Source organism: Cellulophaga baltica (assembly GCF_900102165.1).
Lineage (GTDB): Bacteria > Bacteroidota > Bacteroidia > Flavobacteriales > Flavobacteriaceae > Cellulophaga > Cellulophaga baltica.
In genome coordinates this window covers 255,794-280,634 of sequence record NZ_FNBD01000007.1, presented here as the reverse complement: position 1 = coordinate 280,634, position 24,841 = coordinate 255,794, and the positions used below count along the sequence as shown (strand labels likewise).

Annotated in this window: 18 protein-coding genes and 1 other RNA gene; 15 read left to right on the top strand and 4 right to left on the bottom strand. The window is 34.6% G+C overall.

What is annotated here, in order from left to right; translation table 11 throughout:
- Positions 1-2: 2 nt before the first annotated feature.
- Positions 3-1,694 (bottom strand): M23 family metallopeptidase, encoded by a 1,692-nt coding sequence (locus BLQ19_RS13910; protein WP_074538745.1) that lies wholly within the window; start codon positions 1,692-1,694, stop codon positions 3-5.
- 184 nt (positions 1,695-1,878) lie between these two features.
- On the opposite strand from BLQ19_RS13910, the gene BLQ19_RS13905 reads away from it, so the two are divergent.
- The 5 genes from BLQ19_RS13905 (at position 1,879) to BLQ19_RS13885 (ending at position 7,304) form a co-directional block, all read left to right on the top strand.
- Positions 1,879-2,169, top strand: a complete 291-nt coding sequence (locus tag BLQ19_RS13905) for a coiled-coil domain-containing protein (protein WP_024479905.1) — start codon at positions 1,879-1,881, stop codon at positions 2,167-2,169.
- 14 nt (positions 2,170-2,183) lie between these two features.
- On the top strand, positions 2,184-2,480 hold the full coding sequence (locus BLQ19_RS13900; protein WP_024479906.1) for a cell division protein ZapA: 297 nt from the start codon (positions 2,184-2,186) through the stop codon (positions 2,478-2,480).
- A gap of 61 nt (positions 2,481-2,541) precedes the next feature.
- Positions 2,542-2,650: non-coding RNA, 6S RNA (gene ssrS / locus BLQ19_RS13895), on the top strand.
- A 50-nt stretch (positions 2,651-2,700) separates the two neighbouring features.
- Entirely contained in the window at positions 2,701-4,272 is a 1,572-nt protein-coding gene (rny, locus tag BLQ19_RS13890; RefSeq protein ID WP_074538744.1) for a ribonuclease Y, read from the top strand.
- A 161-nt stretch (positions 4,273-4,433) separates the two neighbouring features.
- Entirely contained in the window at positions 4,434-7,304 is a 2,871-nt protein-coding gene (locus BLQ19_RS13885; protein WP_074538743.1) for a M16 family metallopeptidase, read from the top strand.
- Positions 7,305-7,372: 68 nt separating this feature from the next.
- Here the strand turns inward: BLQ19_RS13885 and BLQ19_RS13880 are convergent, their stop codons facing one another.
- The gene (locus tag BLQ19_RS13880; RefSeq protein ID WP_074538742.1) at positions 7,373-9,829 is read right to left on the bottom strand and encodes a M14 metallopeptidase family protein; all 2,457 of its coding nucleotides are present in this window, start codon (positions 9,827-9,829) and stop codon (positions 7,373-7,375) included.
- Positions 9,830-9,990: 161 nt separating this feature from the next.
- On the opposite strand from BLQ19_RS13880, the gene bshC reads away from it, so the two are divergent.
- Genes bshC through BLQ19_RS13865 form a run of 3 tightly spaced genes read left to right on the top strand, consistent with a single transcriptional unit; the run spans position 9,991 to position 14,377 of the window.
- A complete protein-coding gene (gene bshC / locus BLQ19_RS13875; RefSeq protein WP_074538741.1) occupies positions 9,991-11,595 on the top strand; it encodes a bacillithiol biosynthesis cysteine-adding enzyme BshC in 1,605 nt (534 codons plus the stop codon).
- A 3-nt stretch (positions 11,596-11,598) separates the two neighbouring features.
- Positions 11,599-12,978, top strand: coding sequence for an ArnT family glycosyltransferase (locus BLQ19_RS13870; RefSeq protein WP_074538740.1), 1,380 nt, complete (start codon positions 11,599-11,601; stop codon positions 12,976-12,978).
- Between the two features lie 28 nt (positions 12,979-13,006).
- Positions 13,007-14,377, top strand: a complete 1,371-nt coding sequence (locus BLQ19_RS13865; protein ID WP_029445797.1) for a pyridoxal phosphate-dependent decarboxylase family protein — start codon at positions 13,007-13,009, stop codon at positions 14,375-14,377.
- Here the strand turns inward: BLQ19_RS13865 and BLQ19_RS13860 are convergent.
- Positions 14,374-14,919, bottom strand: a complete 546-nt coding sequence (locus tag BLQ19_RS13860) for a pyridoxamine 5'-phosphate oxidase family protein (protein WP_074538739.1) — start codon at positions 14,917-14,919, stop codon at positions 14,374-14,376. The two genes, BLQ19_RS13865 and BLQ19_RS13860, sit on opposite strands and share 4 nt — an antisense overlap.
- Positions 14,920-15,059: 140 nt before the next feature.
- Between BLQ19_RS13860 and guaA the strand changes: the two genes are divergently transcribed.
- From guaA to BLQ19_RS13840, 4 genes are all read left to right on the top strand, one after another.
- The gene (guaA, locus tag BLQ19_RS13855) at positions 15,060-16,592 is read left to right on the top strand and encodes a glutamine-hydrolyzing GMP synthase (RefSeq protein WP_074538738.1); all 1,533 of its coding nucleotides are present in this window, start codon (positions 15,060-15,062) and stop codon (positions 16,590-16,592) included.
- A gap of 120 nt (positions 16,593-16,712) precedes the next feature.
- Positions 16,713-18,866, top strand: coding sequence for a LysM peptidoglycan-binding domain-containing protein (locus tag BLQ19_RS13850; protein WP_074538737.1), 2,154 nt, complete (start codon positions 16,713-16,715; stop codon positions 18,864-18,866).
- A gap of 3 nt (positions 18,867-18,869) precedes the next feature.
- Positions 18,870-19,274 carry an OsmC family protein gene (locus tag BLQ19_RS13845; RefSeq protein ID WP_024479916.1) on the top strand — a complete coding sequence of 135 codons (405 nt, stop codon included), beginning with the start codon at positions 18,870-18,872 and terminating at the stop codon, positions 19,272-19,274.
- Positions 19,262-19,789, top strand: coding sequence for a DUF922 domain-containing protein (locus tag BLQ19_RS13840; protein WP_029448495.1), 528 nt, complete (start codon positions 19,262-19,264; stop codon positions 19,787-19,789). The genes BLQ19_RS13845 and BLQ19_RS13840 overlap by 13 nt, the downstream gene beginning before the upstream one ends.
- A gap of 11 nt (positions 19,790-19,800) precedes the next feature.
- On the opposite strand, the gene BLQ19_RS13835 is transcribed toward BLQ19_RS13840, so the two are convergent.
- On the bottom strand, positions 19,801-20,667 hold the full coding sequence (locus BLQ19_RS13835) for a hydroxypyruvate isomerase family protein (RefSeq protein WP_074538736.1): 867 nt from the start codon (positions 20,665-20,667) through the stop codon (positions 19,801-19,803).
- Positions 20,668-20,890: 223 nt separating this feature from the next.
- Between BLQ19_RS13835 and BLQ19_RS13830 the strand changes: the two genes are divergently transcribed.
- The 3 genes from BLQ19_RS13830 to yidC all read left to right on the top strand — a co-directional run bounded on the left by BLQ19_RS13830 (position 20,891) and on the right by yidC (position 24,765).
- Entirely contained in the window at positions 20,891-21,127 is a 237-nt protein-coding gene (locus BLQ19_RS13830) for a DUF3820 family protein (RefSeq protein WP_024479919.1), read from the top strand.
- Positions 21,128-21,187: 60 nt separating this feature from the next.
- Positions 21,188-22,801 (top strand): CTP synthase, encoded by a 1,614-nt coding sequence (gene pyrG / locus BLQ19_RS13825; protein WP_029448499.1) that lies wholly within the window; start codon positions 21,188-21,190, stop codon positions 22,799-22,801.
- A 104-nt stretch (positions 22,802-22,905) separates the two neighbouring features.
- Positions 22,906-24,765: a membrane protein insertase YidC gene (yidC, locus tag BLQ19_RS13820; RefSeq protein WP_024479921.1), complete on the top strand. Its 1,860-nt coding sequence runs from the start codon at positions 22,906-22,908 to the stop codon at positions 24,763-24,765.
- The last annotated feature ends 76 nt before the right edge of the window (positions 24,766-24,841 follow it).

Below are 24,841 nucleotides of genomic sequence, written 5' to 3'. Positions count from 1 at the left end.
ATCTATTTTCTGTAGAATGAACTCTTAAAGGTAGTGCTATTTCCTACATTATCTGTTACCACAACTTCTAAGTTACACTCTTTTTGATCTAGGATATTAGCATCAAAGTTATAGGTAATGGTATTCTTTTTTGGTTCATATTCCATAAGAATCCACTTTCCATTTAAGGTAGCAGAGTAGCTGTCTATTCCGCTTAAATCATCCGTAATTTGTAAACTCAGGTATTTGTAATTACTTAACCATTGTTTTTCCTTAAAATTGGTGGCACGGATCTTCGGGGCAACGCTATCTTTTGCAATAGTATAAGTTCCTAAATTTCTGGTACGTGTAGAAAAGGTATTACCTCTTTTGTATGTGGTCATATGACTAGGGCGCAGTCTGCTATCTAAACGAGCAATAAATAATTGTTTTCGTTCTTCTGGGGAAAATTTAGCAGCATCAAAAGTAATGGTGAAATTCTGATGTGCAGGAACGGTGCTATTATGAATGGTAACCGTATCTGCTCCTTTTTTTAAATCGATATAAAAATCCTCGTAAAAAGTGTTGGAAGGGAAATAAACTTGTGCTCCTTCCAAATCATAAGTATTCGGTTTTTTGGCTACTAAATAATTCGCAGTCTTATCTTCTTTTTTTGAGATTTTTAAAACTTCCTTTTTTCCTTCTACCGGGATTACCACTTTGGTGGTATTATTTTCAATGTCTTTCATTAAAATTTCAACATTGTAACTAAGTCCCTCTGCCACATCTATCTCGCCATTATTATAAACTTCGTTATAAATACTCATGGTATTACGTGGCGTTTTGAACAATTTTTGAATGCGCTGACGGTATCTTCCAAAATGCTGATAATCTATTAAGGTATTAATATACCTCGTTTCTCCGAAAGAAAAAGATTCTAAGTCATAATCGGTGTAGACCTTTCCGTTGACTAGTTGCTGCACTTGATATAAGCCATTTTGGTTGGCAGCTAAGTCTTGCCTGTCAAAAGAATTGATGCCAAAACCAATGGTTCCTGTAGCATATACTTTTTCAGCAAGAAAACTCCCGTCGCTTTGCTTAGAAAATTTTAATTCTAATTTATTAGCACTTTGGTTTACTTGGCTGTCTTTGCTTAATGGGTAAACATAAAGTCCTGATAATACCGGTACAGTATTGTCTTTAATATCATAACCGTATAATAACGGATTCGTTGGTTTTTCAGAAACACTACTTCTAATCTCAAAATGTAAATGTGGTCCCGAAGAGCCTCCTGTGTTCCCGGTATAGGCAATAAGTTCTCCTTGATCTACTTTAAGCTCGCCAAAATCAGGAAATACTTCTACTTCAAATGCTTGTTTTTTGTATTGTATTTTATTGATGTATTCTTCTATTTTAGGAGAAAATTTTTGCAAGTGTCCATAAACCGAAGTATATCCATTAGGATGTGCAATATAAATTACTTTACCGTAGCCCCATAAAGATACTTTTATTCTCGTAACGGTTCCGTCAGCAATAGCATAAGCTTTTAGACCTTCTCGTTGTTGTGTTTTTATGTCAATACCACTATGAAAGTGATTGCTTCTTAATTCGCCGAAAGTTCCTGCCAATACCAGCGGAATGTCTAATGGAGATCTAAATGCATCTTGAGGAAAATTTTCTTGAGAAAATGCTGTACTAATAAATAGGAATACTAAACCAAATATGGTTGCTTTCATAATTAAGATAACTTGTGGTACGAAAGTAATTAATACATTTTAAAACGTGAAAACAATGTTGTGTTAAAAAATGAAGGATCATACTTTTTTGTAAAAAAGACGCAAAAAAAATAATATTTAAAAAAAGAATTGGGAAGTCTTAAGATGTGTGTTAACTTTGTGTAAAATGCATTGCTATTTGCACATGAGTGAATTAGTAGATATAGTAGACTCTTTAGAAAACAAAATTAGTAAGTTACTGCACAAGTTAGAACTTTTGCAGCAAGAGAACATTAAATTACAAGAAGAGGTTGCTAACGTAGAAAATGAAAAAATCGACGCTAATAATACGCTTGTTGTTTGGGAGGAAAAATATAATTCTCTTAAGCTAGCAAATTCGATGCTGGGTAGTAATACGAATAAAACGGAAGCTAAGCTTAAAATAAATACATTAATCAGAGAATTAGATCATTGTATCGCACAATTGTCTGAATAATACGTAACAATATCATGGCGGAAAAGCTCAAAATAAAACTTTCTATTGCTGATAGAGTTTATCCTTTAACGATAGATCCTAGTCAGGAAGAAGGTTTGCGTAAAGCGGCTAAAAATATAGAGCAGCTTGCAAAGAATTTTGAGAGTAATTATGCAGTAAGAGACAAGCAAGATGTTTTGGCCATGTGTGCTTTGCAATTTGCTTCTAAGATAGAACAACGCAGTATTGAACAAATGGAAGATACCACGGAAGTCACGGCAAAATTAAAGGCCTTAGATGAATTGGTTTCTGAAAAGCTAAGTGTAAAATAAAGTAAATACGTTCTTTAAAATAAATAAAATTACTACCCACATTGGTGATTATTTTTGACAAACTCAACGTTAAATTGTTTAAAAAGGGTGAGTTTAAGTTGTAAAAGCATGCCTGCTAGTCCAGGACCCTTGAGCAATTTGTTAGCCCTAAACTTGTTTTTTTGGAGTTTGTACAAAACTTCGACCCAATGTGGGTTTTTTTATATAAATAGTTAAAATTATGGATGGTATAACAATAGGGATAATAGCAGTGTTGGTTGGTGTAGCGATTGGCTTTGCTGTTGCAAAATTTATGGAAAAAGGGAAAGCCTCTAAAACCATACAGAGTGCAAAAAAAGAGGCTGAAAGGGTATTAAGAGATGCCAATGTAGAAGGAGAGAATATTAAGAAAGATAAAATATTTCAGGCTAAAGAAAAGTTTTTAGAATTAAAGGCAGAGCATGAAAAAGTAATTAACACCAAGGATAAAAAAATTGGTGAAGCTGAGAAAAGAACAAGAGATAAAGAGTCTCAAATTAGTAGTGAATTAGCAAAAAATAAAAAACTTAGCGATCAATTAGAAGAGCAGATTAAAGAGGTTTCTTATAAGAATGAATTTTTTGATAAGAAACAGTCAGAATTAGATAAGTTGCATAAAAATCAAGTACAACAGCTTGAGGTAATTTCCGGTTTATCTGCAGAAGAGGCTAAAGGGCAGCTTTTAGAATCACTTCGTGAAACTGCAAAATCTGATGCCATGTCCTACATGCAGTCTACCATGGAGGAGGCTAAATTAACAGCCCAACAAGAGGCTAAGAAAATCATTATAAACACAATTCAACGTATAGGAACAGAAGAGGCTGTTGAAAATTGTGTGTCTGTATTTAACCTTGAGTCAGACGATGTAAAAGGTAGAATTATTGGTCGTGAAGGACGTAACATTAGAGCTTTAGAGGCAGCTACAGGAGTAGAGATTGTAGTAGATGATACGCCAGAGGCAATTATTCTTTCTTGTTTTGATTCTGTACGTAGAGAAGTAGCTAGATTGTCCCTTCATAAATTGGTGACAGATGGGCGTATTCACCCAGCACGTATTGAAGAGATCGTTAAAAAGACTGAAAAGCAAATAGAACAAGAAATTGTAGAAATAGGAAAGCGCACGGTTATCGATTTAGGAATTCATGGATTGCATCCTGAATTAATTAGAGCGGTAGGTAGAATGAAATATCGTTCTTCTTATGGGCAAAACTTACTACAACACTCAAGAGAAGTTGCAAAACTTTGTGGTGTAATGGCAGCAGAGCTTGGTTTAAATACCAAGATGGCTAAAAGAGCTGGTTTATTACATGATATAGGTAAAGTTCCTAACACAGAGGCAGAGATGGAAACTCCGCATGCTATTTTAGGAATGCAATGGGCAGAGAAGTTTGGAGAAAAGCCAGATGTATGCAATGCTATTGGAGCTCACCATGATGAAATTGAGATGAAAAACTTAATTGCTCCAATTGTTCAGGTGTGTGATGCTATTAGTGGCGCACGACCTGGTGCAAGAAGACAAGTATTAGATTCCTATATACAGCGTCTTAAAGATTTAGAAGAAATAGCCTTTGGTTTTGGTGGTGTGCAAAAAGCATACGCAATACAAGCAGGTAGAGAACTACGTGTTATTGTAGAATCAGAAAAGGTAACTGATGATAAAGCGGCAGAATTATCTTTTGAAATTTCTCAAAAAATACAGACAGATATGACGTATCCTGGTCAGGTTAAAGTAACCGTAATCCGCGAAACTAGAGCGGTGAATGTGGCTAAATAGTCTATAAATTATATAATAGTAAAAAAGCGAACCTCAAAAGGGTTCGCTTTTTTTTGTTTCATAACTCGCCTGTTTTCAGATGCTTATTGCGTGTTTTAACAGAATATTTTGAATTTAGAGGTCTTGTAATTGTATCTTTAGAGAGACTAAAAACTATTATAATGACAACAAAAAAACTCTTTAATTATTCTATGTTAAGTGTATTTGCAGCAGCATTAACATTTACTTCATGTAAGGAAAAACAAGAAGTTCCAAAAGAAGATGCAGCAACGTTATCTGTGGAATTTGAAAAGTATGAATTGGAAAACGGACTTGATGTAATTCTACATCAAGATAAAAGTGACCCTATTGTTTCTGTAGCTATTCAATACAATGTAGGGTCTAACCGAGAAAAAACAGGAAGAACTGGATTTGCACACCTTTTTGAGCATATGCTTTTTCAAGAATCGGAAAATGTTCCTCAAGATCAATTTTTTAAAAAAATTCAGGATGCTGGTGGAACCCTAAATGGAGGTACTTGGAAAGATGGTACGGTGTACTACGAAGTGGTACCTAAGAATGCTATGGAAACGGTGCTTTGGTTAGAGAGTGATCGTATGGGGTATTTGATTAATACAGTGACCGAATCGGCTTTTAATAATCAGCAAGAAGTAGTACAGAATGAAAAAAGACAACGGGTAGATAACAATCCTTACGGGCATGAAGGTTGGGTGTTAGATAAGAATATATATCCAGAAGGCCACCCTTATAACTGGCAGGTAATTGGAGAATTGGAAGATTTACAAAATGCTACTGTAGAAGATGTAAAAGAATTTTATGATAAATTCTATGGGCCTAATAATGCGACCTTGGTTTTAGCAGGAGATTTTGAAAAAGAAGATGCAAAGGCTTTAGTAGAGAAATATTTTGGGGAGATTAAAAGAAGGCAAGAAGTAGCGCCTCTAGAGCCTCAACCTGTCACTATTGCAGAAACGGTGAGATTATATCATGAAGATAATTTCGCTAATACGGCCCAGTTAAATATGGTTTGGCCCACTACCTACCAATATACAGAAGACGCATATGCCTTAGACTTTTTATCAGAATTGATTTCTAATGGAAAAAAAGCACCTATGTATAAGGTGTTAGAAAAAGAGAAAGAACTTTCTTCACGTTTTTATGCTTATAATAATTCTCAAGTACTTGCTGGAGAATTTCATGTAACCGTAACAGCTAATAGTGGTAAGAGTTTAAATGATATTGAAAAAGGAATGTTCGAAGCCTTTGCTCGTTTTGAGAAAGATGGTATTACAGATCGGGATGTAGAACGTATTAAAGCAGGATTAGAAACAGATTTCTATAATGGTATCAGTAGTGTTTTAGGAAAATCATTTCAATTAGCGCAATACAATACATTTGCTGGTGATCCTGGATTTATAGAGAAGGATATTGAAAACATTAAAAAGGTGACCAAAGAAGATGTCATGCGAGTATATGAAACGTATATAAAAGATAAGCCTTTTGTTATTACTAGTTTTGTTCCTAAGGGGCAGATGGAATTAATTGCAGAAAATTCTACAAAAGCAGCTGTCGTTGAAGAGGAAATTAAAGAGAATGTTACCAAAGTTATTGAAGAAACTTCTGAAGAAATTGTAAAAACGCCTTCTAAAATAGATCGTTCTATAGCACCCAATCAAGGTGAAACTCCGACGCTAAATGTGCCTGCAAGTTGGACATCTACTCTAGGAAACGGACTTAAAGTGTACGGTATTGAGCAGAACGAAATACCAACCGTTAATTTTAGTTTGAGAATAGATGGTGGCCATCTTTTGGATGACATGGAGAAGAATGGAGTCGCAAATCTAATGACAGATATTCTAATGGAAGGAACTAAAAATAAGACTCCAGAACAACTAGAGGAAGAAATTGAAATGCTTGGAGCTAGCATAAACATGTATACGACCAATGAAGCAATTATTATTAGAGGGAACACCTTGGTTCGTAATTTTGATAAAACTATGGCATTGGTAAAAGAAATTCTTTTGGAACCTAGATGGGATGAGGCAGAATTTTCGCGTATTAAAACGAGTACGATTAATGGGATTAAACGTTCAGATGCAGATCCTAATACCGTAGCAGATAGAGTGTATAAGAAAATACTTTATGGAGAGGATCATATTTTTAGCTACCCAACCAGTGGTACAGCGGCTTCGGTAGAAGCGATTACTATAGCTGATTTAAAAACTTTTTATACGAATAATTTTTCACCATCTATTAGTAGTATGCATGTTGTTGGAAAAATTGATGAGGCTACTGTTTTAGAAACCTTAAAAGAATTAGAAACTAGTTGGGCAGCAAAAGAGGTGACTATTCCAGAATATCCTATCGTAAACACTAGAGATAAGGCTTCTTTATATTTTGTTGATATACCAGATGCAAAACAGTCTGTTATTAGTATTGGTAATATTGGACTTTCACGAACAGATAAAGATTTCTTCCCTGCAGAAGTAATGAATTATAAATTAGGAGGATCATTTTCAGGGAATGTAAACTTAATTCTAAGGGAAGAAAAAGGGTATACCTATGGTGCTCGTTCTGGGTTTAGTGGAAGTAAGGTTCCAGGAACATTTACAGCATCATCTAGCGTACGTACAAATACTACAGGAGAATCTGTTAAGATCTTTAAAGATGAGATCGCAAAGTATAAAGAAGGTATTTCTAAAGAAGACCTAGACTTTACTAAAAATGCTCTAATTAAATCAAATGCACGTCGTTTTGAAACTCAAAGATCATTATTGGGAATGTTACAAGAGATGAGTGAATATGGTTTAGCGTCAGACTATATAGAAAAAGAAGAAGATGTTATTCGTACTATGACCTTAGAAGATCATAAAGCCTTAGCTAATAAGTTGCTTAATCAAGATAAAATGGCTTATATCGTAGTTGGAGACGCCGCGACGCAGTTTGAGCAATTTAAACTGATGGGCTTTGATGAAGTGAAACTAATCACTAAAGACGGCGAAGAATCTAATCTAGATTCCGCTAGGTATTAAAAATTATTCTATTTCAATAAAAAAGAGCGTTGCATTGCAACGCTCTTTTTTATTGAAATAGGGTTTGGTTAGTCGACCATAAATAAGGCATTTGCGAAAAACAATTTTCCGTTTTCCCAAAATCCTCGAAACAAAGGGTTGTCTACCATATAAACTACGTGACCACGGCCATAATTTTCAGTGCCAAATACAAGGGTATTCGCTATTCTTTTTCTAGCTTCACTACCTGCGAATCCTGCAGCAGGAGTTGTTTCTTCTTCTAAATACACTGCGGTGCCTTCTTTTAAATATTCAAAAGAATCATCTCCTAATTTTAACGTAAAATAACTATCACCATAGCCAAAGGCTAAAGGGTTTGTATGGTCTACTTTTGTTTTAAAGATAGCACCCGTAATTAAATCCTTAATCCCTTCTCGTTCAGAGTTTTCATACGTAATTAGATGTTCAATTAAAGTACTGTCTTTTTCTGTTTTTTTACTTTTTATACTAAATCCACTTTTGCCTTCGAGTCCTTCAATAGCACCACCCATAGCAATTAGTTTACCGCCATTTTTCACCCATTCCTTCAATTCTTTCTGGATGTTATTATTCATAAAACTTCCATACCAACCATCTGGGAGGATTAATACATCATATTCTTCTAAATCTTCGGCATTTAAATAATCACTTTCTAATACCGTAACCGGGTATTTTAATTGTTGCTCGAAAAAGTGCCATACTTCGCCAAACTGTAAAGTGCTTGTTGGTTTTCCGGTAAGAACTGCTATATTATTTTTCTTTATTAAGTGTACAGAGCTAGACCCAAAATCGTCACCACGATCTACAAACCCTGTAGAAGTAGGTGTCAATTGCTTGGCGTGTTTCTTGGAAATTTCAGAAAGTTTGATGGCAAAATCTTTTTTATTCCGATTGTCAGACTTCGTAATAATTAAACTCCCTCTATCGTATTTTTGTCCTTCTAAGCTAAAAGGTTTTTTAGAAAATTTTACTTTAATATTTTCTTTTAAAAGATTGGCTAAAAAACGAGCATCGTTCATGCCATTCCAAGTACCTATATAAGCATATGTATTTTCTGTAATTATAGTGTTTGATGTATCTGAAATACTGCCGGCTTTAGTAGAGTTCACTTTGGTTTCAGAAGCAATAGCTTCTAGTCCGTATGCATAAGGTAAAGACCATGCTGTGATGTCATAAGTTAAAGAGTCACTCAATTTAGCATTAGGCTCAAATAAAACTTTGACTAAAGTGCCTTTTGGTTGGTCCGTAGAGACGACTAATGATTCATTTTTTGTTTTGCTGCTTTTTGTTTTACCGCTACCGTAATCAAATCCTTTGACCGTAGTAGCATCAGACCATCCGTATTCAATTTCGTGTTGTTCTAGTAATTGGGTTAAAGCTTTTATCTTGTCATTATCACCGTTTAATACGTAACTTTTATATTTAAAATTTTTGTTGGTGTAGAATTTTTTGAACTCTTCATTCAGTTTTTTTGCATTCCCAGATGCAACTTCTACAGTAGATATGCCTGTGGTAAAATGGTGTGCAATCCTATCTTTTAACGTTAAGGTATCCCCGCTGCGAGTTAAAATACCTAATCCGGCACGGCCGCTACCACCTTGTTCGTAAGTCATTCCAATTGCTCCATTATACAATGGGTAGGTATCACCGTAGCTAGGGTAGAAAAGATCAAAGACTTCTTTAGTGAAATAAAACCACCCGTTTTCATCAAAATATTTAGCATGGTTTTCACCAATAGTCACTTGAAAGTCTCTTTGAAAATTAGTAATTACCTCGTGATAAGGTTCTGCCGCAGGGGCAAAATAATAAGGAGAATCTACGCCCTGTTCATGAAAATCTACATGTACATGCGGTAGCCATTGGTTGTATACTTTTAAACGTTGTTGACTTTCAACCTGCGTTAACCAGGCCCAATCTCTATTTAAATCGAACATATAATGATTAGCTCTACCATTTAACCAACCCTCATGATGTTCTTTGCTTTTTGGATCAACATTGTTTGGGGTATTTCTGTTTTCATTATACCAATTCACATAACGATCACGGCCATCCGGATTAATACAGGGGTCTATGATAACCACGGTATTTTCTAAGTAAGATGCTTTTTTGGTTAAAAGCTCATAAATGGTTTGCATTGAAGCTTCAGTACTTACACTTTCATTGCCATGTACATTGTAACTTAACCATACAATGGCTATTTCAGTATTGCCTTCCCCTCTTGTGTTTTTTAGGTGATTAGTGCGTATGGTTTCAATATTTTTCATATTCTCAGCAGAAGACACATAGGCTAGCATTAAAGGTCTTCTTTCATTGGTCTTGCCATAAGGTTTTAGTGAAACCCTTTCAGAAACAGTTTGTGCCAAATAATTGTAATATGCTATAACTTCATGATGTCTAGAAAATTCGGTGCCTAGTTCGTAGCCTAAAAATTCTGAGGGAGATTTAATATTTTGAGCGTTGGTTGCAATGTAAGCAGTTAAAAAAAGTACGACTAAAATTCTTTTCATGTGGTGTTCGTTTGATTTTACTCAAATTTAACATTATTCTAAAGAAGAAATATAAGGGATATAAAAATTATTTTATGCTAGAAAATTTAACTTCTTAACGTATTTTTAGATTCTGGTATGCTTTAAGAATTTTACCTTTACAACCATTTTTAAATAGAATTATGAAGATTGATGGTATTCCATTCAAACAAACTGGGTATTTTTCAAAAATAATGTGTGATTATTTAGAAGAAGTAGACTCCTTAAAACCGTTTTATAATAGATTTCCAGCTTTTGAAAACTTTGAAGCGCAAATCATTGAAAAGCAGAAAAACTTTCCGAGTAGCCATAGAGAAATTCTTTCACAAGCATTAACAAACCAATATGCTCAGATTGAAACTAGTGCGGGTACTAAAGCGAACATAGCTAGTTTAAAAGAAGAAAATACATTTACTATAGTTACTGGGCATCAATTAAATTTGTTTACGGGACCCTTGTATTTTTTATACAAAATTATTGCAACTATAAACCTTACCAAGGCATTACAAAAAAAGCATTCCCAGTATAATTTTGTTCCTGTCTATTGGATGGCAACGGAAGATCATGATTTTGATGAAATTAATTACTTTACCCTAAACGGGAAGAAAATTCAGTGGAATAAAGATGCATCTGGTGGTGTAGGCCGTTTAGATACTAAAGGACTAGAATTATTGAGTGAAACATTAGCTGCGGAACTAGGAGGTGGTAAAAATGCAGAGTACCTCAAGACTCTTTTTGCAAATGCCTATTTAAATCATGCAAATTTAACGGAGGCCACACGTTTTTTAGCAAATGAATTGTTCAAAGACTACGGATTGGTTATTGTTGATGGAGATGACGCGGCCTTAAAACGCTTATTAAAACCTTACGTTCAATCAGATTTAGTAGAAGAGAAATCATTTAAAGCGGTAAGTACTACTATAGAGGCCTTAAATGCTTTGCCAGAGAATTATGGCATTCAGGTGAATCCTAGAGAAATTAATTATTTTTATCTTATTGATGGTGTTCGTGAGCGAATCATAGAAAAGGAAGGTGTCTACTTCGTAAATGATACTAACATTGCGTTTACAAAAGATGAGGTATTAACAGAATTGGAAAATCGTCCAGAACGCTTTTCTCCCAATGTAGTTTGTAGACCGTTATACCAAGAAGTAATACTTCCAAACTTGTGTTATATTGGCGGAGGGGGAGAGCTTGCTTATTGGTTGGAGCTTAAAGCTTATTTTGATACCGTTGGTGTTACTTTTCCTATGTTACTTCTGCGAAACTCAGCTTTATTGGTTACGGGAAAGCAAAGCGAAAAGATAGCCAAGTTAGATTTGAATATTTCAGATTTGTTTTTGAAACAGAATACCTTTATTAATAAAAAGATTAGAGCCATATCTAATATTGATGTTGATTTTTCGCCTCAGAAAGAATTGCTGAAAGTTCAGTTTGAAGCGCTATATGATTTAGCTACACAAACAGATCAAAGTTTTTTAGGAGCCGTAAAGGCACAAGAGGTAAAGCAAGTAAAAGGATTAGAGAATCTTGAAAAACGCTTGCTGAAAGCACAGAAACGTAAACTAAAAGATCATGTGATTCGAATAACGGAAATACAAAATGATTTATTCCCGAACAAATCACTACAAGAGCGTCAACAAAATTTTTCGCAATTCTATTTAGAATATGGGGATCAATTAATTCCTGCCTTGGTAGAAAATTTGAAGCCATTAAGCCAAGAGTTTACGATTCTTGAATTTAATTAACCTATGATCACAAATACGTTATTCAGTAGAAACCGTATTATTGCTATGGTAAGTTTTATTGCTATAATAGCGGTATCTCTTATGAAGAGCGCCATGGAGTTGGAAGATGCAGAACAGGCTTATTTTTCGCAGTGGTTGCGATGGGGTTATGATGATCAGCCACCACTATATACTTGGTTGCAATATGGAGTTAATGCTATTTTAGGAGTTCAAATACTTTCTTTTTCCATAGTGAGAGCTATTATTTTTGCCTTCATTTTAGTATGTTTATTTAGGTTTAGTTTATCTTATTTAAAATCTGAGTCTAAATCAAATTTGGTGGTATTTTCATTAGCGCTAGTTCCGGTGTTTATAGATTTTACGTTTAGAAGACTATCGCATACCTCCCTTCTGTGCTTACTTATCATTATTACCTATATTCTTATCCAAAAATTAATTCAGAAAAAATCGTTAATTAATTATCTTTTATTAGGTATAGTAATTGGTTTGGGTGTTTTAAGTAAGTATAATTATGTTTTTGTATTAGGTGGTTTAGGAGTAACTATATTAATTGATAAAGAGGTAAGGCAAGTGCTGCTCAATCCGCGGATTTTGATGGTGATTTTTCCAGCGCTATTAATTGCGGCACCTCATTTTAATTGGCTTTTAGGAAATCAAAATTACCTACAAGAACTTCAGTCTAGTGTAGATTTAAAAACGTCTATGGAAGGCAAGAATAGTATTCCAGTTCTATCGCCTATTATTGCGATGGTTAAAAACATTATTATAATTATTGCACCATTATTTGTGTTGATTTTTCTTTTAAAATGGCGAAAAAAAATAGATTTAAAATTTGCTCAACAAGATTGGTTGTTTAAAATGATGATTGCACAGATCATCATTATATTTTTATTTTTTGTGATGATGGGCGTTAATAAAACCGAAGAACGTTGGTTTCTGCCGTTGTTATTGCCTTTTTTACCTTTACTGATGAAGGTGATTGATTTTAAGAATGTTAAAAAAATAGAGCGTATAACTTTTATTTTGTTTTTGGTAGTTGTAGGGATTCAGACGATAAGAACACCCGTTGAAAAAATATTTAATATTCCTTCCGATGTACATTTTGGATTTCAACCAATATCAGAAATTTTAAATTCAAAATACCCTAAAGATATTTGGGTCCTTCCTAATGTTACCTATGCAGGAAACATCAGATTATTAAATACGGGTAGAGAAATATATGCCATGGATGATTTTTCTTTACCAGAATTTAAATTGCAAGGAAAAACAACGGTAGAGGTAGAGCTTGGTAAAGAGCAATTAAAGAATCAAAATCCTCAAGATAGTATTTTGGCTTTTGGAAGACGTAAACAGGCAATCTATTTTTTAAAATGCTCGGAGTAAATAACCAGCAACAATTAAAAATTTCAAAATGCACAACATTGATATAGAATTAGTTGAAATGACTCTGGATGTCATGAAGTATGTAATTAATAGAATTACAAAAACATCTCCAGAACTTGGGCAACCAAAAAAAGAAGAAGAGTTAAAGGCTTTGGTAGGGGAAACAATTACTTCTGAAGGTATTGGTGGTGAAAAAGCATTTCAATTATTTCGTGACGTTCTAGTGAAAGCAACAGTGCCTATAGATCATCCTAGGCATTTAGCATTTGTACCGGCATCACCCACCAGGGCAGCTATAATGTTTGATTTGGTGACTTCTGCCTCCAGTATTCATGGTGCTTATTGGATGGAAGGAGCAGGAGGTATTTTTTGTGAGAATGAAGCCATGCATTGGTTGGTTTCTTTAACCGGCATGCCAGAAGGATCTTTCGGAGTTTTTACGAGTGGAGGAACAGCCGCAAATTTATCCGCAATGGTAGCTGCGCGTGAAAACTGGAGACAAGATCCGATAAATAATGATAGAAAAGGAATTATTATAGCTTCTGTAGGAGCGCATTCTTCTGTAAAAGCCATGGCTAAAGTTATGGATGCAGAAATACTCTTAGTCCCTTCTGAAGAAAGAATGGATGCAGGAGATTTAAATGGTTTATTTCAACAATTAACAAAGGAGAAGCAAGAGCGTGTATTTGCGGTAGTAGCGACTGCTGGGACCACAAATGCAGGAATTATAGACGATTTAGACGGTATAGCAGATTTTTGTGAAAATCAAAATTTATGGTTTCATGTAGACGGTGCATATGGTGGTGGTGCGTTGTTAGCAGATTCAGTGCGTCATTTGTTTAAGGGGATAGAAAAAGCAGATAGTATCACGATAGATCCTCACAAATGGCTTTTCTCTCCGTATGATTGTGGTGCTATTTTATATAAAAACCCAGAAATTGCAAAGGCTGCACATTCGCAAGAAGGATCATATCTTGAAATTTTCAAAGATGAAGGTGCACACGGATTTAATCCGTCCGATTATCAAATACAGCTAACAAGAAGATTGCGGGGGCTGCCTTTGTGGTTTTCATTAGCAATGCATGGTGTAGAAAAATATAAGTGGGCTGTAGAATGTGGAATTACGTTAGCTAATACCGCAGGAGCGTTTATTACAAAAGATGAGCATGTAGAATTGGTTCGGGAACCTAGCTTGTCTTGTGTGCTTTTTAGAAGAAAAGGGTGGACTCCTGATGACTATAGAAACTGGACCTATGAGAATCACAGAAAAGGATTTGCATTAGTTACTCCTACAAAATGGAAAAATGGAGATGAATTTGAAACGGTCGCTCGTTTTTGCTTCATCAATCCAGATACTACGGAAAAAGATATTTTAGATATATTGGCTACGATGCATTAAGGTACTAGAAATTCGCCTTTCCAATGGTTGTCTTCTCTAGAATATCTAATTTTTATATGATTGGGTTGGTCTAGTTTTAAGTATTCAATTTTATGCGCTTCAATAGTAATGATGCAGAAATGGTTTTCGTTATTTAAATAATCTATGTCCTTCAAATTTTCAATAGCACTACCAGGAGCTATTGTTGTGGTATAGTCTTTTTTAGCATTGTCATTAACTTGATTCCAATACTTAGCTATTTTTTTATCGTTCTTAATTATGAATGCATTGCCTTCAATCTTTAATTGAATTCTTTTTTCAGGATGATAGAGTAAAATGGAAACTTTTTGGTTTTCAATAATATGAGTTACTTTCTTAGATCGTTTGTCTGTAAAGAAACTCAGTTCTAAGTCTTCAGAAAAATCGCGTAGTACTACAGTTCGTAAACGGGCCATTTTGTCTAGGCCCACAGTACCTAGGGTGCCCAATCTAAAAGGGTGTCCATACTCCGTTACACCTTTTTGTAACTCATCTTTTAATTCGGAAAATACTGCTGTTGTCATATGAAGAATTTTTAGTTTAAAGATGTTTTTTGTCTGATAAAAAAGGCAGATAAGAGGCTTAAAAAAAGGGTGTTGGAAATTTTTATATAAATATAACGAAAAGAACCTTTTCTAAAATTTACATTTTACTATTTTTGCGGATGCAAAATAACGTCCTGATTTTAGATTTTGGTTCTCAGTACACACAACTCATAGCTAGAAGAGTTAGAGAGCTTAATATTTTTTGTGAGATTAAGCCTTACAATAAACTTCCTGAAGATTTATCAACCTATAAAGCAGTGATACTTTCTGGTTCTCCTTTTTCTGTGAGAGCAGAAGATGCACCACATCCTGATTTATCACAAATACAAGGTAAAAAACCGATGTTGGCAGTATGCTACGGAGCGCAATACCTAGCACATTTTCAAGGTGGTAATGTAGCGCCTTCAAATACCAGAGAATATGGTAGAGCTAATTTATCATTTATTAAAACAGACGAACCGTTCTTTGATGCTATCAATGTTGGTAGTCAAGTATGGATGAGTCACTCAGATACAATTAAAGAATTGCCGGCAAACGCTACACGTTTGGCGAGTACTAATGATGTAGAGAATGCCGCATATAAATTAGAAGGAGAAGAGACTTATGCAATTCAGTTTCATCCAGAAGTTTATCATTCTAAAGATGGAAAGCAACTATTAGAAAACTTTTTAGTACATATTGCAGGGGTGGCCCAAACATGGACGCCAGATTCATTTGTAGAAACTACCGTTGCACAATTACAAGAAAAAATAGGTACGGATAAAGTCATCTTAGGGCTTTCAGGAGGGGTAGATTCTTCTGTAGCTGCAATGCTATTGCATAAGGCAATTGGTAAAAATTTACACTGTATATTCGTAAATAACGGATTATTGCGTAAAGATGAATTCCCTAGTGTATTGGAGCAATATGAAGGAATGGGACTTAACGTTAAAGGCGTAGATGCTTCGGCACGCTTTTTGGATGAGTTGACAGGAGAGAGTGATCCAGAAAAGAAGCGTAAGATAATTGGACGTGTTTTTATTGAAGTATTTGACGATGAATCTCATTTAGTAGAGGATGCAAAATGGTTAGCCCAAGGTACAATATACCCAGATGTTATTGAATCTGTATCAGCAACGGGTGGACCATCGGCAACTATTAAAAGTCATCATAATGTAGGGGGATTACCAGATTTTATGAAATTAAGTGTGGTAGAACCGTTACGTATGTTGTTTAAAGACGAAGTACGAAGAGTAGGAGCTAGTATGGGCTTAGACCCTTTATTGTTAGGTAGACATCCTTTTCCTGGTCCTGGTTTAGCCATCAGAATCTTAGGAGATATTACACGAGAAAAAGTGGCTATTTTACAAGAGGTAGATGCTATTTTCATTAACGGCTTAAAAACAGCGGGACTTTATGATAAAGTTTGGCAAGCTGGAGCCATGCTTTTACCTGTAAATAGTGTAGGAGTAATGGGCGATGAAAGAACTTATGAAAAATGTGTAGCTTTACGTGCTGTAGAAAGTACGGATGGTATGACTGCTGACTGGGTAAATTTACCTTATGAGTTTTTGCAAAAGACATCTAATGATATTATAAATAAAGTTAGAGGTGTCAATAGAGTGGTGTATGATATTAGTTCAAAACCACCAGCAACTATTGAGTGGGAATAAGAATAGAAAATTAGAGTACTAATAATTTGAAGTAAACATTTATTGAAGCAACAGGATTATACAAGTGTAATTTTTGGAGCTTCAATTATAGAGGATCAATACTAAAGAAAATAAAGAAAGATGCAGAGACCATTCGCGAAATACTTTTTACCAACACTATTGTTTATGTTGGTAAGCTTTTCGGCAGTAGCTCAGAAATTTACAACACATGCTGTAAAAAAAGGAGAAACTATTCATAGTATTTCTACACAGTATAAAACAACACCAGAGCGTATTCTAAGCTTAAATAAAGAAATAAAAAATGTAGCGGAATTAAAACCCAGTACCATTTTAATTATTCCTTTAGATGCTAAAGCAGCAGAATCTTCTGGAGTTGCTGTCAAGACAGCGGGTGGTGCTACAGCAGGAGAGGTTATACTTGTGCAAGAAGAGCCTACAAGTTTTATTTCTTATAAGGTTAAAAGAAAAGATAATCTATTTAGACTAGCAGAAAAATTTGATGTTAGCCAGGATGCTATCAAGAAATACAATAAAGAATTGTATTCTGTGCAATTGAAAAAAGGAATGACGTTAAAAATTCCTAAATTCAAAAAGATGAAGCCTGAGGAGAATCCTTTTAATAGTGATCTTTTTGAAATGTATACAGTAAAACCAAAAGAAACCAGATGGTCTATCGTAAACAAATACGGTATTACTATTGATAGTTTATTGGTGCTTAATCCAGACCTATCAAAAGAAGATACCTATTTGGCATCGGGTCAGGAATTGCGTTTGCCTAAAAAAGCAGGTAGTACTATTGCAGATCAAACTTCTCAGTTATTTATTTCGTACACCGTTCCGGCAAAAAAAGGATTCTATAGTATTGAAAAAGAATTTGGAGCTACCGAAGCAGAAATTAAAGCCTTAAATCCTGAAGTCAAAGATAGAGGCTTGCAAGAAGGTATGGTGATTAGAATACCTCAGAAAAAAACGGATAAAAAGTCGGTTGATACGGAGAATTTTAATTTCTATGAAGTAAAACAAGGTGAAGGGGAGTATTCTTTAAATAGAAAATTAGGACTTTCGTACAAAGAATTATTGGCTTTAAATCCGGAGCTGCAAAATGGTTTGAAAGCAGGAATGGTTTTAAAAATTCCGAAAGATAGTGATGGAGATTTTGAAGTAAAAAACTCATTAATTATCGAGAATGTAGATCTTGTTAGTAAAATGAATTTAGCAACAAAACCCAACTTGGTGTTATTATTACCGTTTAGGTTGGATATGATAGATGTGAGTAATAAGACAGCTGCTAGTGATGCTATTGTCAAAAGAAAAGATGCTAATTATAGCCTAGGGCTCTATAGTGGGGCATTGGTGGCATTAGATTCTATTAAAAAATTAGGATTAAATGTGAATGTATCTGTTTTTGATACCGAGAAAAGTGTTGAAAAAACTAGAGCATTATTGGCTAAGCCAGAACTTAAAAATGCGGATGCTATAATAGGTCCTTTAGATTCTCAGTCCTTACAAGAGGTTGCGGTTCGTGTAGGGCAAAACCAAATTCCAGTGATAGCACCGTTGCCAGCTAAAAGCGATATTAGTCTTTCTAATGTATTTTATACAGTGCCTTCTGATAGTGATTTGATGAAGCATATGTTTTCTTATGTAAAAGAGAATGTAGGAACAGAAAATATAGTGGTTATTGCTGATGATGAGCATAAAGCAACAAAAGAAGTGATTCTTAAAGAATTTCCAAATGCAAAGTCTTTACAGTTGGTAGAGAAATATGCAATGAAAAATAAGATTGTAGCTTTACTCTCTTCCAGTCAAGAGAATTGGGTTTTCTTAGAAACAGATCAGTTAAACACTATTAACAGTGTAGTATCTGTATTGAATGCTTCTATTACTGATAAAAGAAAAATCCGTGTATTTACCACGAATAAAGGAAAAGCTTTTGACAGTGATAAAATAAATCATACACACCTTTCGTATTTATCATTCACTTATCCTTCTGTTGATGGGGAAGATAAGGCTGATTCTTTTGAGGCTGCTTATAAGAGAATGAACAAAGGGAAATCTCCAGATAAATTTGCACGTAGAGGTTTTGATATTACGTTTGATGTTTTATTAAAATTGGCATACAAACAAAATCTTTTTGAAGCTTCAAAATTTGTTGGGGAAACAAAGTATAGTGCAAATAAATTCAATTACACAAGAGAGGGCGCTGCAGGATACCGCAATCATTCCAGTTATATCATGGCGTATGACGAAATGTGGATTAAACAATTAGATTAAAAGATGACATCAAAAGTTACCTATTTAGGAGCATTAAGTAATAGCTGTGAGCATATGGCTTCCGGAAATAAATTTACAACAGATGCTCCTGTTGATAATAATGGATTAGGGCAAGCATTCTCGCCCACAGATACTGTTGCAACAGGCTTAGCAAGTTGTATGATGACTATGATGGGTATTAAAGCAAATGGCCTAGAGGTAGATTTAAAGGGTGCTACAGCGGCAGTGACAAAACATATGGCAATAGATCCTAGAAGAATTTCTAAGATAGAAGTAGAGCTACATTTGCCAAATGCTATTTCTGATAAAAACAGAAAAATATTAGAGCATACAGCAAATACCTGTCCTGTTCATTTTAGTTTGCATCCAGATATTGAAAAAGTAATAACATATCATTGGGATTTATAAAAATTTTATCCGCGTTTTTATTCTTTTTTGTTTTGCCGCTTTCAGCGCAAGATGAAGACATCATTTTATGGAATCCAGATGTCAAATTAAGTTGGGCAGATTTTAAAGGGGAGCCTACGAATACTAGGGCTGCAGCGGTAACGGCAAGCGGGTTAACCTATAGTTTTTCTACGCTTCGTAAAAATGATGCTGCTCTGGAAATAAATTTTGAAGTAAAATCACATTTCTATCCTAAGGAATCTTGGTACCGGCCAGAGGTGTGTAATGATGTAATTTTGAAGCATGAGCAGTTGCATTTTGATATTACAGAGTTATATGCCAGGAAATTTTTAGAACGCTTGAATAAGGCAAGCTTTACTGATAAGGCAAAAGCGGAAGTAAAAGCCATTTACAATCAAATCAATAAAGAGCTCAATGAGTTTCAGAATCTGTATGATTCTGAAACTAATTTTTCTCGTAACCGAGACCAGCAAGAAGCTTGGCAGATTAAACTTCAGAAATTATTGAGCAACTAATTTGCAATGTTTTAAACATCGCAAATTAGAAATCCTTGTTTCAAAGATTCAATTTTATCTTCTCTTTCAGGTATAAATTCCTGAGCTACATACCCCGTATAGCCAGTAGCAAGAATAGCTCTCATAATTGCTGGGTAATATAACTCTTGAGATTCATCAATTTCATGTCTTCCCGGAACTCCAGCAGTGTGGTAGTGACCAAAGTACTGATGGTTATTTTGAATGCTTCTGATGATGTCTCCCTCTTGAATTTGCATGTGATAAATATCATACAGTAATTTAAAACTTTCAGACCCTAAACCTTTACAAAGTTCAATTCCCCAAGCTGAGGTGTCACACATATAATCAGGATGGTTCACTTGATTAAATAACTCCATTTGTATAACTACGCCATGCTTCTCTGCTAAGGGCATTATTTTAGATAGTCCGTCAATACAATTTTGTAACCCTATTTTATCGTCCATTCCTCTTCGGTTTCCGCTAAAACAGATGAGGTTGGTGTACCCGGCCTCGGCTACTTTCGGAATCATTTCAGAATAATTTTTGATTAATACCTCGTGGTACTGTGGGTCATTCCAGCCCTCAGTAAGGCTTATCTCGGCACCATTACACATGGTGGAGTGAATGTTGTATTTTTTTAATAGAGGCCACTCTTTTGGTCCCATTAAATCTACAGCTTTAACACCCAGTTCATTTAACGTAATTAAAAAATCTTCTAATGGAATTTTACCAAAACACCAATGGCAAACGCTGTGATTAATATTGTTTTTCAAAACAAAATCTTTTTTTTCAGAATTTATAGGGGTACTTGCGGCTTGGCAAGAAACAATACCTAATGATCCAACAGCAGCAGTTCCAATGAATTTACGTCTTTCCATTTTCCAATATTTAAGTGATAAGAATCAAATATATAGTATTTTAATCAATAAATGTAAGTTAGACATTTAATAAAATTAGCGTACATCTTTTTATCATTTTAAAATTCTTTTGCATAAATGATAAGAAAGTATTCGTGAAATTGCTCCTGAAATTTGAAGTTTTCTATTTTTAAAACAATAAGTTTACACCTCACTTTTAAAAGTTTTTAAATCCGTTATTTTCATGGAAATACAACCAAATACAGATAAGCTTATAGAGTTAGCGCATTATCGCATGCCGTTTGGGAAGTATAAAGGCCGCTATTTGGTAGCGCTTCCAGAGCCGTATTTAATATGGTTTCAACAGAAAGGATTTCCTGAAGGTAAGCTAGGAGACTTATTAAAAGCCATGACGGAGATTAAAATAAATGGCTTAGAAGGTCTTATCTATAAAATTCAGAAAGATTTTCCTAAACAATAAGCAATATATGTGGTAGCAATTTGTATTTTTGCTTGCGTTAAGAAAACAACCTAACGCTTCATGTCACAGACAAAATATATTTTCGTAACCGGTGGGGTTACCTCTTCGCTCGGTAAAGGTATTATTGCAGCTTCTTTAGCCAAACTATTACAGGCCAGAGGCTATAGAACTACCATCCAAAAATTAGATCCATATATAAATGTTGATCCAGGTACATTAAACCCTTATGAACATGGGGAATGTTATGTGACTGATGATGGTGCAGAAACCGATTTAGATCTTGGCCACTATGAGCGTTTTCTAAACTCTACAACTTCTCAAGCAAACAATGTTACTACAGGTAGAATATACCAGAGTGTTATTGAAAAAGAGCGTAGAGGAGAGTTTTTGGGTAAAACAGTACAGGTTGTTCCTCATATTACCAATGAAATTAAAGAGCGAATCCAAATTTTAGGTAAAAGTGGCGATTATGATATCGTGATTACCGAAATAGGAGGTACTGTTGGTGATATTGAGTCTTTACCATACATTGAAGCGGTACGCCAATTACTTTGGGAATTAGGAGATACCAATGGTATCGTAATTCACTTAACATTAGTTCCTTATTTATCTGCTGCTGGTGAGCTTAAAACGAAGCCTACACAACACTCCGTTAAAACTTTGATGGAAAGCGGTATTAAAGCAGATATCCTTGTGTGTAGAACAGAGCATGAGATTTCTGATGAGATCAAGCATAAATTGGCTTTGTTTTGTAATGTAAAACGAGAAGCTGTTATTCAATCTATAGATGCATCTACTATTTATGATGTGCCTATTTTAATGCAAGAGGAGGGTTTAGATACGGTAACCTTACAACGTTTAGGTTTGCCAGATACTACAAGACCAAACCTTGATCAATGGAATCAATTTTTGAATAAACATAAAAACCCTAAACATGAAGTTACTATTGGTTTGGTTGGTAAATATGTAGAATTACAAGATTCTTATAAATCTATTTTAGAATCTTTTATTCATGCCGGAGCTGTAAATGAAGTAAAGGTTAATGTACGTTCTATTCATTCAGAACACATCAACGATAAAAATTTCGAGGCTAAATTAAAAGGGTTAAACGGAATTTTAGTTGCGCCTGGTTTTGGAGAGCGAGGAATAGAGGGTAAGATCAAAGCAGTACAATACGCAAGAGAAAACAAAATTCCGTTTTTAGGTATTTGTTTAGGAATGCAAATGGCTGTAATTGAATTTTCTAGAAACGTATTAGGATATTCAGATGCTACCTCTACAGAAATGTTAGAGAGTACAGAGCATCCTGTTATTAACCTAATGGAAGCGCAAAAGAATATTACCAATAAAGGTGGTACGATGCGTTTAGGGAGTTGGGATTGTGAATTGAAAAAAGGAAGTCTTGCTAGTAAAATTTACCACGGGGCTACAGAAATATCAGAGCGTCACCGTCATCGTTATGAATTTAATAACGATTACAAGGAAGAAATAGAGAAAGCAGGAATGATAGCCTCTGGGATAAATAAAGAAACGGGACTTGTAGAGATTGTAGAAATTCCTACCCATCCATGGTTTGTTGGTGTACAATACCACCCAGAATATAAGAGTACGGTATTAAATCCGCATCCCTTATTCGTTGGCTTTGTGAAAGCAGCATTAGATCATAAAATATAAGATTACCTGCCACTATGGCACAAACAATAGAATTGGGGCTATATTTGCACCGGTTCAAAATAGAAATGCGCAACAATAGCATTAGATTTATTTAATAGTGATAAATGGAAGAAAAGAAATTAGACGTTAAGTCGATAATTGGTTTTGTATTAATTTTTGGAATATTACTTTTTATGTTTTGGCAAAATCAGCCATCAGATGAGGAGGTAGCCGCAAAAAAAGCAGAACAAGAGCTAATTGATGCTAAAGCTCAGGAGCAAAAAGTTGAAACAAATACCGAAATAGAAAAAGCACCAGTATTAAACTTACAGGATTCTACGGCTGTAGCAAATTATAAAAGTACCATTGGAGCCTTTGGTTTTACAAAGCCTTCAGAAGGAACTACGGTTCTAGAAAATAGTCTTGTTTATTTAGTTATAAGCAACAAAGGAGGCCAGATTATAGAGGCTAAAATGAAAAATTTTAATACCTATGATTCTATTCCTGTTTACTTAGTAAAAGATGGTAATGCTTCATTTGCTTTAAATTTTTCTACTAGTGATAATCGCAATTTAAATACTGCTGATTTATTTTTTGAACCCTCTTTAACTACAAGTGGTGATAACCAAGTGCTTTCTATGAAAGCTAAGGTTTCTCAGAATCAGTTTTTAGAGTATCGTTATGAGATGAAACCAGATGATTATTTGGTAGATTTCTCTATAAAATCTCAAGGATTAAATAGTATCATTAATGCTCAAAAGCCAATTAATTTAGATTGGAAACTAAAAGCAATTCGTCATTCTAAAAGTATAAAATACTCTAACAGATACACAAGACTTACCTACAGCCATGAGGATGGTAAGATTAGTAAATTGTCGGATAGTAGCGATGAGGATGATGAAACGGAAGAGAATGTGGAATGGTTATCATACCGTCAGCATTTCTTTAGTTCTATATTAGTCACGGATACTCCTTTTGCAACCGCAAACCTATCTTCTAAGAATTTAGTAGAAGATGAGTCGCATACGCAAAAATATATGAAAGATTATGCTTCTGAAGCACCACTGAAATTAGTAGGAGGTGAATTAAGCTATGCAATGAACTGGTATTATGGTCCTACGGATGTAAAGGTATTGGCGCAATACAAAGAATTAAATTTAGAAGATTCTATTCCTTTTGGTTGGGGAATCTTTGGGTTGATTAACAGGTATGTGTTTACTCCGTTATTTACTTTTTTAAGTGGAATGTTGCCTGCAGGGATAGCGATTATCATTATGACTATAATGGTACGTTTGGCCATGTCTCCAGTAACGTATAAATCCTATTTATCTCAAGCTAAAATGAAGGTGTTAAAACCTGAAATTGCAGAGATCAATGAGAAATACAAAGACAATGCTATGAAAAAGCAGCAAGAGACCATGAAACTGAATAGCAAAGCAGGGGTAAGTCCATTAAGTGGATGTATTCCAGCATTAATTCAGATGCCTATTTTTTATGCACTGTTTAGTTTTTTTCCAACTTCTTTTGCCTTACGTCAAAAGCCATTTTTATGGGCAGATGATTTATCGTCTTATGATGTAATAGCGCAGTTGCCATTTACAATACCTGTGTATGGTGATCATGTTAGTTTGTTTCCAATTCTAGCATCTATTGCAATTTTCTTTTATATGATGATGACTACAGGACAGAATATGACACAACAACCGGGAATGCCAAACATGAAATTTATCATGTATCTTTCTCCATTAATGATGTTAGTATTCTTCAACGGGTATGCTAGTGGATTGAGTTTGTATTACTTTATCTCTAACTTAATTACTATATTTATTATGTTAGCGATCAAGAATTTCATTATTGATGATGCAAAAATACATGCACAAATTCAAGAGAATAAGAAGAAGCCTAAGAAAGAAAATAAATTCCAACGTAAAATGCGTGAGATGATGGAACAGGCAGAAGCTCAGAAAAATACAGGAAAAAAGTAAGCTAGATTTGTTACAAATAAAAAAAGCTCCTTAGTCAAGTTTATACTTGCTTAGGAGCTTTTTTATTGCGGTTTGT

Coding starts and splice junctions, on each gene's coding strand:
- BLQ19_RS13910 (WP_074538745.1), bottom strand. CDS start 1,694: ATGAAAGCAACCATATTTGGTTTAGTATTCCTATTTATTAGTACAGCA.
- BLQ19_RS13905 (WP_024479905.1), top strand. CDS start 1,879: ATGAGTGAATTAGTAGATATAGTAGACTCTTTAGAAAACAAAATTAGT.
- BLQ19_RS13900 (WP_024479906.1), top strand. CDS start 2,184: ATGGCGGAAAAGCTCAAAATAAAACTTTCTATTGCTGATAGAGTTTAT.
- rny (WP_074538744.1), top strand. CDS start 2,701: ATGGATGGTATAACAATAGGGATAATAGCAGTGTTGGTTGGTGTAGCG.
- BLQ19_RS13885 (WP_074538743.1), top strand. CDS start 4,434: ATGACAACAAAAAAACTCTTTAATTATTCTATGTTAAGTGTATTTGCA.
- BLQ19_RS13880 (WP_074538742.1), bottom strand. CDS start 9,829: ATGAAAAGAATTTTAGTCGTACTTTTTTTAACTGCTTACATTGCAACC.
- bshC (WP_074538741.1), top strand. CDS start 9,991: ATGAAGATTGATGGTATTCCATTCAAACAAACTGGGTATTTTTCAAAA.
- BLQ19_RS13870 (WP_074538740.1), top strand. CDS start 11,599: ATGATCACAAATACGTTATTCAGTAGAAACCGTATTATTGCTATGGTA.
- BLQ19_RS13865 (WP_029445797.1), top strand. CDS start 13,007: ATGCACAACATTGATATAGAATTAGTTGAAATGACTCTGGATGTCATG.
- BLQ19_RS13860 (WP_074538739.1), bottom strand. CDS start 14,919: ATGACAACAGCAGTATTTTCCGAATTAAAAGATGAGTTACAAAAAGGT.
- guaA (WP_074538738.1), top strand. CDS start 15,060: ATGCAAAATAACGTCCTGATTTTAGATTTTGGTTCTCAGTACACACAA.
- BLQ19_RS13850 (WP_074538737.1), top strand. CDS start 16,713: ATGCAGAGACCATTCGCGAAATACTTTTTACCAACACTATTGTTTATG.
- BLQ19_RS13845 (WP_024479916.1), top strand. CDS start 18,870: ATGACATCAAAAGTTACCTATTTAGGAGCATTAAGTAATAGCTGTGAG.
- BLQ19_RS13835 (WP_074538736.1), bottom strand. CDS start 20,667: ATGGAAAGACGTAAATTCATTGGAACTGCTGCTGTTGGATCATTAGGT.
- BLQ19_RS13830 (WP_024479919.1), top strand. CDS start 20,891: ATGGAAATACAACCAAATACAGATAAGCTTATAGAGTTAGCGCATTAT.
- pyrG (WP_029448499.1), top strand. CDS start 21,188: ATGTCACAGACAAAATATATTTTCGTAACCGGTGGGGTTACCTCTTCG.
- yidC (WP_024479921.1), top strand. CDS start 22,906: ATGGAAGAAAAGAAATTAGACGTTAAGTCGATAATTGGTTTTGTATTA.